Source organism: Pseudomonas sp. GM49, assembly GCF_000282355.1.
GTDB lineage: Bacteria > Pseudomonadota > Gammaproteobacteria > Pseudomonadales > Pseudomonadaceae > Aquipseudomonas.
In genome coordinates this window covers 1-13428 of sequence record NZ_AKJL01000181.1, presented here as the reverse complement: position 1 = coordinate 13428, position 13428 = coordinate 1, and the positions used below count along the sequence as shown (strand labels likewise).

12 protein-coding genes are annotated in these 13428 nt (G+C 62.9%); 9 read left to right on the top strand and 3 right to left on the bottom strand.

All coding sequences use genetic code 11. The features are described from left to right. From PMI29_RS12600 to trxA, 3 genes are all read left to right on the top strand, one after another. The coding region (locus tag PMI29_RS12600; protein ID WP_007999187.1) for a YbaY family lipoprotein at positions 1–416 on the top strand (416 nt) is incomplete at its 5' end. Then, entirely contained in the window at positions 413–1066 is a 654-nt protein-coding gene (locus tag PMI29_RS12605) for a class I SAM-dependent methyltransferase (protein ID WP_007999185.1), read from the top strand. The genes PMI29_RS12600 and PMI29_RS12605, both read left to right, overlap by 4 nt. Before the next feature lie 177 nt (positions 1067–1243). Then, positions 1244–2116, top strand: a complete 873-nt coding sequence (gene trxA / locus PMI29_RS12610; RefSeq protein WP_007999183.1) for a thioredoxin — start codon at positions 1244–1246, stop codon at positions 2114–2116. Between the two features lie 118 nt (positions 2117–2234). Here trxA and PMI29_RS12615 read toward each other — a convergent pair whose 3' ends face one another. Then, entirely contained in the window at positions 2235–2576 is a 342-nt protein-coding gene (locus tag PMI29_RS12615) for a hypothetical protein (RefSeq protein ID WP_007999178.1), read from the bottom strand. Positions 2577–2711: 135 nt separating this feature from the next. Between PMI29_RS12615 and PMI29_RS12620 the strand changes: the two genes are divergently transcribed. From PMI29_RS12620 to PMI29_RS12640, 5 genes are all read left to right on the top strand, one after another. Then, a complete protein-coding gene (locus tag PMI29_RS12620; RefSeq protein ID WP_007999176.1) occupies positions 2712–3302 on the top strand; it encodes a DUF2796 domain-containing protein in 591 nt (196 codons plus the stop codon). Positions 3303–3478: 176 nt separating this feature from the next. After that, positions 3479–4189 (top strand): ABC transporter ATP-binding protein, encoded by a 711-nt coding sequence (locus tag PMI29_RS12625; protein ID WP_007999174.1) that lies wholly within the window; start codon positions 3479–3481, stop codon positions 4187–4189. Position 4190: 1 nt separating this feature from the next. Further along, entirely contained in the window at positions 4191–5456 is a 1266-nt protein-coding gene (locus PMI29_RS12630) for an ABC transporter permease (protein ID WP_007999171.1), read from the top strand. 11 nt (positions 5457–5467) lie between these two features. Then, the gene (locus PMI29_RS12635; protein ID WP_007999169.1) at positions 5468–5986 is read left to right on the top strand and encodes a DUF3299 domain-containing protein; all 519 of its coding nucleotides are present in this window, start codon (positions 5468–5470) and stop codon (positions 5984–5986) included. Positions 5987–6234: 248 nt separating this feature from the next. Next, positions 6235–6933: an OmpW/AlkL family protein gene (locus PMI29_RS12640; protein WP_007984444.1), complete on the top strand. Its 699-nt coding sequence runs from the start codon at positions 6235–6237 to the stop codon at positions 6931–6933. Positions 6934–7080: 147 nt separating this feature from the next. Here PMI29_RS12640 and PMI29_RS12645 read toward each other — a convergent pair whose 3' ends face one another. Both PMI29_RS12645 and PMI29_RS12650 read right to left on the bottom strand, forming a co-directional pair. Beyond that, positions 7081–8010 carry an NAD-dependent epimerase/dehydratase family protein gene (locus tag PMI29_RS12645; RefSeq protein ID WP_007999167.1) on the bottom strand — a complete coding sequence of 310 codons (930 nt, stop codon included), beginning with the start codon at positions 8008–8010 and terminating at the stop codon, positions 7081–7083. Continuing rightward, entirely contained in the window at positions 8003–8887 is an 885-nt protein-coding gene (locus PMI29_RS12650) for a sugar nucleotide-binding protein (protein ID WP_007999165.1), read from the bottom strand. The genes PMI29_RS12645 and PMI29_RS12650 overlap by 8 nt, the downstream gene beginning before the upstream one ends. 309 nt (positions 8888–9196) lie before the next feature. On the opposite strand from PMI29_RS12650, the gene PMI29_RS12655 reads away from it, so the two are divergent. Further along, a partial coding sequence (locus tag PMI29_RS12655; RefSeq protein WP_007999163.1) for a DNA glycosylase AlkZ-like family protein occupies positions 9197–13428 on the top strand: 4232 nt, incomplete at its 3' end.

The following is a 13428-nucleotide window of genomic DNA, read 5'->3' as shown; positions in this document are numbered from 1 at the left end:
CTTGCGGCAGCGATGCACCCAAGCCCCAGCCGCCAACGCCAGGCCCGGCGCCGCAGCAAGCACAGAAGAAGGCCCGTGAGGCTGCCGAACTTGGCCCGCTGCCCGCGTATCAGCGCGAATTGAGCGGCACCTTGCAAGGTGTGCCCGCCGGCGCTGAAGTCGAACTGGCGCTGCTGGTGATCGACGAAAAAGACCGCCCGCAACAATTGCTCGCCAGTTCCAGCCTGATCGGCAACAACCAGGTGCTGCCGTTTCACCTGCGCTTCAATCCGGAATCCTTCCCGGTCGGTGCCCGCGTTGAACTGCGAGGCCGCGCCAGTCAGTCCGGCCAGTTGATCCTGCACCTGCCGTCGCAGCTGATTACCCAGCCGACCACCCAGGCCCTGGGCCAACTGCAATTCGTCAAAGCCCCATGAGTGCACCGCTCGACCTGCAACGGGCCCTGGCTGAATTGCTCGGCGATGCACAACTGGTGGCCTGCCCGTTGCCGGAAACCGATTTGCAACTGTGGCTGATCGACGGCGACAACATGGACCGTGCCTTCAGCCCGGAAGAAACCCGGCGCATCCTGCATGAACCGCCGTACTGGAGTTTTTGCTGGGCCAGTGGCCTGGCCGTGGCCCGTTATCTGGCCGAAAATCCGCATTGGGTCGAAGGCAAGCGGGTACTGGATTTCGGCGCGGGTTCCGGCGTGGCGGGGATTGCCGCTGCCAAGGCCGGCGCGCTGGAAGTGCTGGCCTGCGACCTCGACCCGCTGGCGATTACCGCGTGCCGGGCGAATGCCGAACTCAATGATGTACAGCTCAATTACTCGACGGACTTTTTCGCCGAGGCCGATCGCTTCGATCTGATTCTGGTGGCGGATGTGTTGTACGACCGGGCGAACCTGCCGCTGCTCGACCAGTTCCTGAGTCGCGGCCGTGAGGCGCTGGTGGCGGACTCAAGAGTGCGGGATTTTCGCCATCCGTTGTACCGGCGCATCGAAATGCTCGAAGCCATGACCTTGCCGGATCTGGCCGAGCCCCACGAGTTTCGGCATGTGAGCCTGTACCACGCGCAGCGCTAGCCAAGAGCTTCGCGAGCAAGCCCACAGGGGATTTATGCACGACATAGATCCAGTGTGGGAGCGAGCTTGCTCGCGATGGCGGTTTATCAGACAACCAAAGACCAACTGCCACCCCGCTTTCGGCCCGCCCCCACCAAGCCGTATAGTTGCCCCATTCACGCTTCTACGAGATTGCCCATGAGTCAGGAAACGCCGTACATCTTCGACGCCACGACTGCCGATTTCGACCAGTCGGTGATCGAGAACTCTTTCCACAAGCCGGTGCTGGTGGATTTCTGGGCCGAATGGTGCGCGCCCTGCAAAGTGCTGATGCCAATGTTGCAGAGCATTGCCGAGAGTTATCAGGGTGAGTTGCTGCTGGCCAAGGTCAACTGTGACATCGAGCAAGACGTCGTCGCCCGCTTCGGTATCCGCAGCCTGCCGACCGTGGTGCTGTTCAAGGACGGCCAGCCTGTCGACGGCTTTGCCGGTGCCCAGCCTGAATCCGCCGTCCGCGCCCTGCTCGAACCCCATGTGCAGATGCCGCCACCGGCCGCTGCCGATCCGTTCGAACAGGCCCAGGCAATGTTCGACGACAGCCGCTTTGCCGATGCCGAGGCCCTGCTCAAAGTGCTGCTGGGTGAAGACAACACCAACGCCAAGGCACTGATCCTGTACGCCCGCTGCCTGACTGAGCGCGGTGAACTGGGCGAAGCACAAGCCGTGCTGGATGCAGTCAAGAGCGACGAGCACAAGGCCGCGCTGGCCGGTGCCAAGGCGCAGATCAAGTTTCTCGGTTTGGCCAGGGATTTGCCGGATGCCGCCGACCTGAAAGCCCGGCTGGCGAAAAATCCCCAGGACGATGAAGCGGTCTACCAACTGGCGATCCAGCAACTGGCCCGTCAGCAGTACGACGCCGCGCTGGACGCATTGCTCAAGCTGTTCATCCGCAACCGCAGCTACAGCGAAGGTTTGCCGCACAAGACCTTGCTGCAGGTGTTCGAGTTGCTGGGCAATGATCATCCGCTGGTGAGCACGTACCGTCGCAAGTTGTTTGCTGCGCTGTACTAAGCGCCACCTTGTAGGAGCGAGCTTGCTCGCGATGGGCGTCAACGATAATGAGGGCTACCTGTATGACCGCGGTGCCCTGACGCCCTTCGTCGGAACGCCGCCCGGAGCAAGCTCGCTCCTACAACAGCCAGCGGTACAACGGTGTATCGCCGCCGCTTTCCACTTTCACATCCGCACAATGGCGCAAACGCACCAGCAGGCGCTTGCCCACCGCCGCACTGCCGGTCAGGCCTTCGAGTTGATCGAGCAGATCCGGCCCGCTGAGCTGCCCTGCCTTGCGCAACAAATCCCTGGCGATCTGCCACAGCGCATCATCCTGATTCAGCGGTTTCGCCGTCGGCGCGCTGACTGCGGGTTTTTCCACCTGCAACTGCGCCCCTAGTCGCGCCCAGTCCGCATCGTCCATCTCCAGAGTCAAATCCACCGGCCAGTCGCCGATGCTTCCGCGAATTCGCAACATAGGTCTGCTCCCGCACATTTCTTCCCGGCATGCTCCCATGGGACTTGTGCAACGCCAAGCAGGCAGTCAAACTCTGCGCAATTACGTTATAAGATTACATAACAAATTCTTCATTTTACTTTTCGGAGACTCGTCATGCGCCGTCTGCTTCTCGCTCTGCCGTTTGCCATGTTGCCGCTGGCTGCCGCCCATGCTGCCGACGAACACGATCATGAGCATGGCAGCCTGGGTGCCCACGAACATGGCGTGGGCCGCCTGAACGCTGTGCTGGACGGCAAGACCCTGGAGCTGGAACTGGAAAGTCCGGCCATGAACCTGGTGGGTTTCGAACACGTCGCCACCAGCGATGCAGACAAAGCCAAAGTCGTCGCCGCACGTACCCGGCTTGAGCAACCACTGGCCCTGTTCAACCTGCCGAAAGCCGCCGGTTGCGTGGTGGAAAACCAGGAACTGGAAAGCCCGTTGTTCGGTGATACGCCCGATGCCGACGATGACCATGATGAAGACGCCAAGGACGAAGACGGCCACGAACATCACCATGATCACAGCGAAATCCACGCTCGCTATCAGTTCACCTGCGCCACGCCAGACGCGTTGAAGACCCTGGATCTGGCGAACATTTTCAACACGTTCCCGGCCACCCGGAAAATTCAGGTACAACTGATCGGCCCGAGCGGGCAGCAAGGGGTTGAAGTGACGGCCAAGGCTGCTGCACTGAAATTCTGAACTCACTGAAGATCCCTATAGGAGCGAGCTTGCTCCGGGCGGCGTTCCGACGATAGCGGTCGCACAGGCGACATTGATGTTGAATGTGACGCCCTCATCGCGAGCAAGCTCGCTCCCACAGGGGTTGTGTTGAAAGTGAAACCCAGACCAGTTCCCACACTTATGAAATCGGTGCCATGACCCAAGCACTCATCGAACTGTCCGACCTGGGCTTCAGTTGGCCCGGTCACCCGCCACTGCTGGACATCCCGGCGTTTCGTCTGGAGCGCGGGGAAACCCTGTTCCTCAAAGGCCCCAGCGGCAGCGGCAAGACCACCCTGCTCGGTCTGCTCGGCGGCGTACAAAAGCCTGATCGCGGCAGCATCCGCCTGCTCGGCCAGGAACTGACACAACTGTCGGCCGGCGCCCGCGACCACTTTCGCGTCGATCACACCGGCTACATCTTCCAGCAGTTCAACCTGCTGCCGTTTCTGTCGGTGCGCGAGAACGTCGAACTGCCCTGCCATTTCTCGAAACTGCGCGCCGAACGGGCGAAACAACGCCACGGGAGCGTCGACAAAGCGGCCGCCACGCTACTCGCCCACCTGGGTTTGAAGGATGAAAACATCCTCGGTCGCCGCGCCGACTCGCTGTCCATCGGCCAACAACAACGGGTCGCCGCCGCCCGCGCGCTGATCGGTCAACCGGAACTGGTGATCGCCGACGAGCCGACCTCGGCCCTCGATTACGACGCCCGCGAGAACTTCATTCGCCTGCTGTTCGCCGAGTGCCGCGAAGCCGGTTCGAGCCTGTTGTTCGTCAGCCATGACCAGAGCCTGGCGCCGCTGTTCGACCACAACCTGTCGCTGGCCGAACTCAATCGCGCCGCCATCCTGTCCGAGGTTTGAGATGTATTTGTTTCGTCTAGCCATGGCCAGCCTGGCTAACCGCCGTTTCACCGCGATCCTCACCGCGTTCGCCATCGCCCTGTCGGTGTGCCTGCTGCTGGCGGTGGAGCGCGTGCGTACCGAAGCCAAGGCCAGTTTCGCCAGCACCATCAGCGGCACCGATTTGATCGTCGGTGCCCGCTCAGGCTCGGTGAACCTGTTGCTGTACTCGGTGTTCCGCATCGGCAACGCCACCAACAACATTCGTTGGGACAGCTTCGAGCACTTCGCCAACAACCCGAAAGTGAAGTGGGCGATCCCGATGTCCCTCGGCGATTCCCATCGCGGCTACCGGGTGATGGGCACCACCGAAGCCTACTTCGAGCATTACCAGTACGGCCGCCAGCAACACCTGGAACTGGCTGTTGGCCGGGCCTTCGCCACCGACCCGTTCGAAGTCGTGCTCGGTGCCGAAGTAGCCGATGCGCTGCACTACAAACTCGGCGAAAAACTGGTGCTGGCCCACGGCGTGGCGGCGATCAGCCTGGTCAAGCACGACGACAAGCCATTCACTGTCGTCGGCATTCTCAAGCGCACCGGCACCCCGGTGGACCGCACGCTGCACATCAGCCTCGGCGGCATGGAAGCGATTCACATCGACTGGCACAACGGCGTGCCGGCCCGTGGCGAGGGTCGCATCACGGCCGATCAGGCGCGCAACATGGACCTGACGCCGCAAGCGATCACCGCGTTCATGCTCGGCCTCAACAACAAGATTTTGACCTTTGCCCTGCAACGTGAAATCAACGAATTCCGTGGCGAGCCGATGCTGGCGATTTTGCCGGGGGTGGCGTTGCAAGAGCTGTGGAGCCTGATGGGCACGGCAGAAAAAGCCTTGTTCGTGGTCTCGCTGTTTGTGGTGTTGACCGGGTTGATCGGCATGCTCACGGCCATTCTCACCAGCCTCAACGAGCGACGCCGGGAGATGGCGATCCTGCGCTCGGTGGGCGCTCGACCGTGGCACATCGCGACGCTGTTGGTGCTTGAAGCCTTTGCCCTGGCGCTGTCGGGCGTGATTGCCGGCGTGGCGTTGCTGTATGTGTGCATCGCCGCGGCCCAGGGTTATGTGCAGGCCAATTACGGCCTGTACCTGCCACTTTCCTGGCCCAGTGAATATGAATGGACACTGCTCGGTGGCATCCTGATCGCCGCGCTGCTGATGGGCAGCGTGCCAGCCTGGCGCGCCTATCGCCAATCCCTGGCCGATGGCCTGTCGATCCGCTTATGAGGACGTTGAAAATGCCCCGCGCTGTACTTGCGCTGTTGATGCTGGTTGCCCTGCCCCTGTGGGCGGCCCAGCCAAAAGACCTGACCTGGTCGGAGATGATTCCACCGGATGCGCCGAAAGAAGTACCGAACATGACGCCGCTGCACGACCTGTCGCAGATGAGTAATGCGCTGTCAGCCGAGTCGGCACCCGCCGCCAGGCAGGACATGCCCAATGCACCGGTGGTCAAGGCCCTCGATGGCCAGAACATTCGCCTGCCGGGCTACATCGTGCCGCTGGAAGTGAGCGAGGAAGGACGCACCACGGAGTTTCTGCTGGTGCCGTATTTCGGCGCCTGCATCCACGTACCGCCACCGCCGTCGAACCAGATCGTGCACGTCAAAAGCGAAGTCGGCGTGAAGCTCGACGAGTTGTATCAGCCTTACTGGATCGAAGGCGCGCTACAGGTCAAGGCATCCACCAGCGAGTTGGCGGATGCCGGGTATCAGATGGAGGCGGACAAGATTTATCTGTATGAATTGCCGGAGTAAATCCGGTCGTTTTGTGTCGACCTTCAGTCAGCCATCGCGAGCAAGCTCGCTCCCACACTTGATCTGTGTCTCGACTCAAATCCCCTGTGGGAGCGACGGTGCGGCGATCCGACTTGCTCGCGATGAGGCCATCAGCAACACCACAAAAACCACTCCCTTCCCACATTCATTGAGCTGCATCAAAAGACCGATTCGTTAGGCACCTTACCATTGGACATCGAACATTTTTAACGTCCTCTGGAGCCCCCATGAACAAGTCCATGCTCAGCGCTACGCTGGTTGCCCTCGCGCTCGCAGCCCCGCTCGCCCACGCCCACGAGGCCGGCGACATCATCCTTCGTGCGGGCGCCATCACCGTTAACCCGAAAGCCGACAGCTCCAGCGTGAAGGTCGATCAGGGTCCGCTGGCCGGTACCAACCTGGGCGGCAAGGCAACCATGGACAGCGACACGCAGCTGGGCCTGAACTTCGCCTACATGCTCACCAACAACTGGGGGATCGAACTGCTCGCCGCCACTCCGTTCGAGCATGACGTGAAACTCAAAGGCACCGCCCTGCCGGCTGCCAACGGCAAACTCGGCTCCCTGAAACACCTGCCGCCAACCCTGAGCGTGGTCTACTACCCGCTGGATTCGAAGTCAGCCTTCCAGCCGTACGTCGGCGGCGGCATCAACTACACCTGGATCTACGACGAAAGCCTCAGCAGCGAAGCCAAGTCCGCCGGCTTCAGCAACTTCAAGGCGAAGAATTCCTGGGGCCTGGCCTGGCAGGTTGGTGCCGACTACATGCTGACCGACAACATCCTGCTCAACGCCCAGGTGCGCTACATCGACATCGACACCCGCGCCACCGTTGAAAACAACTCAATTGCACCGGGCACCCGCGCCAAGGTCAACGTCGACGTCGATCCGTTTGTGTACATGGTCGGCCTGGGCTACAAGTTCTGATAGAACGTTCACGTGGTGGTGAATGAGGCTGTTGTGGCGAGGGAGCTTGCTCCCTCGCCACAGAAATTACACAAGCTGCAAGTAAATTCCGGCCGTGAAAAAGGCGCCTGTAAAAAGGCGCCTTTTTCATGTCCGCATGGAAGCGATCTATCGCCCCAGCAACCGCGCCAGCCCCACACTCATCGGTGTTTGCGAGGAGGTGTGAAAGCGCTCCAGCAGACGCCGGTTGTTCGCCCGGGAATGGCGGATGTCACCGGAGCGCGCCGGGCCGTAGCTCACCGGAGGCAGCTGACCGACCACAGCTTCGAGTGCTTCGAGCATTTGCTTGAGGGTCGTCGCCTGGTTCCAGCCCACATTGACCGCACCGTCTTCGACCCGGGGCTTCTCGATGGCCTGCACCAGCAAGTCGACCAGGTCTTCAACGTAGACAAAATCCCGGGTCTGCTCGCCATCACCGAACACCGTGATCGGCAGGCCCTTTTGCGCGCGCTCGCTGAAAATGCTGATCACCCCGGAGTACGGCGAGGACGGATCCTGGCGTGGGCCGAAGATGTTGAAGAAGCGGAAAATCACCGGCTCCAGCCCATGCTGGCGGCGGTAGAAATCGAAGTAATGTTCACCGGCCAGTTTGTCCGCCGCATAAGGCGTCAACGGTGCCTTGGGTGTGTCTTCGTCGATCGACTCACCTTCGCCATTGTTGCCATACACCGCCGCGCTGGAAGCAAACAGCACGCGCTTGACCCCGGCCTGGCGCATGGCTTCGCAGACGTTCAGCGTGCCGATGAAGTTGCTCTGGTGCGTGCGCACCGGATCGTCCACCGAGGCCTGCACCGAAGCCACGGCGGCCAGGTGCGCCACGGCGCTGCAACCGGCCATCGCCTGGGTGACCACAGCTGCATCGGCCACGTCGCCGACGATCAGTTCGACCCTGGGATTATCCAGCGGCAGATTGCTGCGCTTGCCGGTGGACAGGTCATCGAGAATCCGCACCGCATGGCCCTTGGCGAGCAGGGCGTCAGTCAGGTGCGAACCAATGAAACCGGCACCGCCGGTGATCAAAACGGGACGGTCAGCCATGGCGATAGAACCTGTCCAGTAGAGCGGGAAGCGCCGCACGCCAGGCGCGCGGCTTGATTCCGAAGGTGTGCAGAATTTTTTTGCAGGCCAATACCGCGTGTTGCGGTTCTTCTGCCGCATCCGGACGCGCGGCGTGGGCCTGGGCGGTCGGGGCTTCGATGGCCAGCGGATGCAGGCTGCGGGCTTCGGTCAGAATCGCCTGCCCCAGCGCCAGCGGCGTGGTCGCCTCATGCCCGGCATAGTGGTAGGTACCCCACAGCGGTGCGGCGCAATCGAGTTGCTTGAGCACTGAAATGATCACGCGGGCGGCATCGTCGACCGGCGTCGGATTGCCGCGCCGGTCGTCGGCCATCAGCAGTTCTTCGGGTTGTTCGGCACGGGCGAGGAAGCGGCCAAGGGTGCCGTCCGGGCTGTCGTCCAGCAACCAGCCGAAACGCAATAGCACGTGTTGCGGGCAGGTGGCGCGAACGCTTTGCTCGATCCGCCACAAGGCCTGGCCCCGCAGGCCCAGGGGCACCGGTTCGTCTTTTTCGCTGTAGGCGGTGGCGCGGGAGCCATCGAATACGCGATAGCTCGAAGGTTGCAGCAGAACGATGTTGTGGTGCTGGCACAGTTCCGCCAGACGCTCGATCGCACGCTCTTGCCCGGCCAGGCGCTGTTCGCTGACCGCTTCGGCCTGAAACCAGTCGAAGTAGTAGGCAAGGTTGATCAACGCATCGGGACGGGTGTCGTCGAGCAGTTGTGTCAGGCTCGCGGCATCCCAGCCGTTTTCGGGCGGGCGGGGGGCGAGGAAACCGATGTCTTCCTCCGCACCGAGGCGAATCAGCGCCTGCCCAAGGGCATTTCCGCCGCCCAGTAACATAAGGCGCATTCGCATAGAGTCAGCAGGCCCAGTCTGATTGGAACAATGGCTTTATCAACACCGCGCCCAGGCGGTGTCGTTGGTAATTGCCGGAATCGTTGCATTTTGCGGGTTTAGTGCGCAACCGTCACCCGTAAAGTGTAGATGTCCGACTTTTGCGGTGCCTGGACTGGCCTCTTCGCGGGCAAGCCCGCTCCCACACTGGATTTGGGTACACCGCCGATCCCCTGTGGGAGCGGGCTTGCCCGCGAAGGGGCCCTGAAGGCCACTAGAGATCCTGAGCGGTACTTGCATCTTCGGCCCCCCACCCGCATAACTTGCTGCATGAACCTGCCCATCCCCGCAGACAGTGCCCTGAGCGGCTTTCACCCTGCCGTCAGCGCCTGGTTCAGCCACACATTCCCAGCGCTCACCGCCGCCCAGGCCCGGGCGTGGCCGTTGATCCGCCAGCGCCGCTCGACTTTGGTCGCCGCGCCCACCGGTTCCGGCAAGACCCTCACCGCCTTTCTCGCCGTCATCGACGACCTGGTGCATCGTGGCCTGGAGTCTGCCGACGGCCTGCCCGACGCAACGCTGGTGGTCTACGTTTCGCCGCTCAAGGCGTTGTCCAACGACATCCAGATCAATCTGCAAAACCCGCTGGCCGGCATTACCAGGCAATTGCGCGTGATGGGCCTGCCCGAATTGCAGATCACCACCGCAGTACGCACCGGTGACACGCCACAAAAAGACCGTTCGGCGATGCGCAAGACGGCGCCGCACATCCTGGTGACCACCCCGGAATCCCTGTACGTGCTGCTCGGCTCTGATTCCGGCCGGCAGATGCTCGGCACCACACAAACGGTGATCATCGACGAAATCCATGCCATGGCCGCCAGCAAACGCGGCAGTCACCTGGCCCTGAGCCTCGAGCGCCTGCAAGCACTCTGCCCGGCGCCGCTGCTGCGCATCGGCCTGTCGGCCACGCAAAAGCCCATCGAAGCGGTGTCGCGCTTCCTGGTCGGTCGCGACCGTCCGTGCGAGATCATCGACATCGGCCATGCCCGCCCCCGCGACCTGGATATCGAAGTGCCGCCCGTGCCGCTATCGGCCGTGATGGCCAACGATGTCTGGGAACTGGTCTACGACCGCCTCGCCGCCCTTGCCCGCGAGCACCGGACCACGCTGATTTTCGTCAACACCCGGCGCCTGGCCGAACGCCTGAGCCGTCACCTGAGCGAACGCCTGGGCAAGGACGCCGTCGCGGCCCACCACGGCAGCCTGGCCAAGGAGTTTCGCCTGGACGCCGAGCAGCGACTCAAGCGCGGCGACCTGCAAGTGCTGATCGCCACGGCGTCGCTGGAACTGGGGATCGACATCGGCGACGTCGACCTGGTGTGCCAGATCGCATCGCCGCGCTCGATTGCCGGTTTTCTGCAACGGGTCGGCCGCTCCGGGCACCAGGTCGGCGGCACGCCCAAGGGGCGTTTATTCGCCACCACCCGCGACGACTTGATCGAATGCGCCGCCCTGCTCGACTGCGTGCGCCGGGGTGAACTCGACACCTTGTTGATTCCGCAAGCGCCGCTGGACGTGCTGGCGCAGCAGATCATCGCCGAGGTCAGTTGCCAGGAGTGGCCGGAGCAAGCGCTGCTGGAGATGCTGCGCCGTGCCTCGCCCTACACCGGGCTCGACGACAAACACTACCAGGCGCTGCTGCACATGCTCGCCGAGGGCTACAACGGGCGTCAGGGCATCCGTAGCGCCTACCTGCACCGCGACGCTGTGAGCCGCACCCTGCGCGGTCGCCGTGGCGCGAAACTGACCGCAGTGACCAGTGGCGGGACCATTCCGGACAACGCCGACTACAGCGTGCTGCTGGAGCCTCAAGGGCTGAATATCGGCACCATCAACGAAGACTTCGCGGTGGAAAGCATTGCCGGGGATGTCTTCCAGCTGGGCAATACGTCCTATCGAATCCTGCGGGTGGAAACCGGCAAGGTTCGGGTCGAGGATGCCCAGGGCCAGCCGCCGACCATCCCGTTCTGGCTCGGTGAAGCGCCGGGGCGCAGTGCCGAATTGTCCTCGGCGGTGGCGCGCTTGCAGGCACAACTCGACGACCTGCTGGGGACTGCGCCAGGCAATGTGCAACCAGCGCTCGACTGGCTGACCGAGACCCTGGGTTTGAACCTCGCCAGCGCCGAACAACTGGTGGACTACCTGTCCCGCGCACGGCAGACGCTGGGCGCCCTGCCATCGCAAGACACGCTGTTGATGGAGCGTTTTTTCGACGAGTCAGGCGGCACGCAACTGGTCATTCACACTCCGTTCGGCAGCCGCATCAACCGCGCCTGGGGCCTGGCCCTGCGCAAGCGTTTCTGTCGCACCTTCAATTTCGAATTGCAGGCCGCCGCCAGCGAAGACGCCATTGTGCTGTCGCTGTCCACCAGCCACAGTTTTGAACTGGACGATGTCTGGCGCTACCTGCACAGCAACAGCGCCGAGCACATCCTGACTCAAGCCGTGCTCGACGCGCCGCTGTTCGGCGTGCGCTGGCGCTGGAATGCCGGCGTGGCCCTGGCCCTGCCGCGCTACAGCGGCGGGCGCAAAGTCCCGCCACAGATCCAGCGGATGAAAAGTGAAGACCTGATCGCCAGCGTGTTTCCCGATCAGATCGCCTGCGTGGAAAACCTCGCCGGCGAAAGGGAGATTCCCGACCATCCACTGGTGGAGCAAACCCTCGACGATTGCCTGCACGAAGCCATGGACACGGAGGGCTGGCTGGCCTTGTTGCGGCGTATGGAACGTGGCGACATTCGCCTGATCAGCCGCGACTTGCCGGCGCCTTCGCCGCTGGCGTCGGAGATTCTCAGCGCCCGCCCCTACACCTTCCTCGACGATGCTCCGCTGGAGGAACGCCGCACCCAAGCGGTGCTCAATCGCCGCTGGAGCGACCCGCAATCCACCGATGATCTCGGTGCGCTGGACGCCGAGGCGATTGCCGCCGTGCGCGACGAAGCCTGGCCTGCGCCCTCCGGTGTCGATGAAATGCACGAAGCATTGATGAGCCTGGCGTGCATCACCGATGCCGAGGCTCGCATCAACCCGCAGTGGCTCGACTGGCTCAATACCCTGGCCGACAGCGGACACGCCAGCCGCTTGCAGATCAACGCCGGACAATCGTTGTGGCTGGCGCTGGAGCGCCTGACTTGCCTGCGGGCGATCTATCCGCAAGCCGAATTGACGCCCCCCCTGCAAGCGCTGCCGAACTTCGATGAAGTCTGGGACCCCGACGAAGCCGTACATGAACTGATCCGCGCACGGCTCAGCGCCTTCGGGCCACTTGTGCTCGATCGCATTGCCGAACCACTCGATTTGTCCGCGGCACAAGTGAACCAGGCCCTGGCGCAACTGGAACGCGAAGGCTACGTGTTGCGCGGCCGCTTCACCCCGGGCACCGCCGGGGAAGAATGGTGCGAGCGGCATTTGCTGGCGCGGATTCACCGCTACACGGTCAAGCGCCTGCGTCGGGAAATCGAACCGGTGGCGTTGCAGGATTTCATGCGATTCCTGTTTGACTGGCAGCATGTGTCGACCGCAAGCCAGGGCCAGGGCGCGGCAATATTGCCAGCCGTTATTGCACAATTCGAAGGCTACCCAGCCGCCGCTTCAGCCTGGGACAGCGACATCCTGCCGACGCGAATCAAGGACTACTCGGCTACCTGGCTGGATGAGTTGTGCCGCAGCGGCAGACTGGTGTGGACGCGCCTGACCGCGCCTAACAAAAGCGCCAGTACCGCACTACGCAGTACGCCGATTGTGTTGCTGCCGCGCAACCGGGTCGGACTCTGGAGCGGCTTGACCGAACAGACTCCGGTCAGCGAACTGTCGCCGAAAACGCAAAAGGTCCATGCCGCCCTCAGCCAGCACGGCGCACTATTTTTCGATGAGCTGATCCATGAGGCCCACCTGCTGCGTTCGGAGCTGGAAATCGCCCTGCAGGAACTGGTGGGCGCGGGGCTGGTAAACGCCGACAGCTTCGCCGGATTGCGCGCACTGATCACCCCGGCCAGCAAGCGCCAGCCTCGCAACAGCCGGCGTGGACGTGGGGCATTCATCGGTGGCATGGACGACGCCGGGCGCTGGGCCCTGTTGCAACGCGCACCTGCCGCGCCGGCGGTGCAAAACCAGCGCCCCGCTCCGACGCCTGCCGAAACCCTGGAACACATCGCCATGACCTTGCTGCGCCGCTACGGTGTAGTGTTCTGGCGCTTGCTGGAGCGTGAGGCGGACTGGTTACCCAGCTGGCGCGAACTGCTGCGTACTTACCATCGCCTGGAGGCACGCGGCGAAATTCGCGGCGGGCGGTTTGTCAGTGGCCTGGCGGGCGAGCAATTCGCCCTGCCCGAGGCGATTCCATTGCTACGGGAGGTGCGACGTCGGCCCCATGACGGGAGTTTGGTCGCGGTGTGCGGGGTGGATCCGCTGAACCTCGCCGGCACGCTATTGCCCGGCGTGAAAGTCCCGGCGCTGGCCAGCAATCGGCTGGTGTATCGCGACGGGTTGCCGGTCGCTGC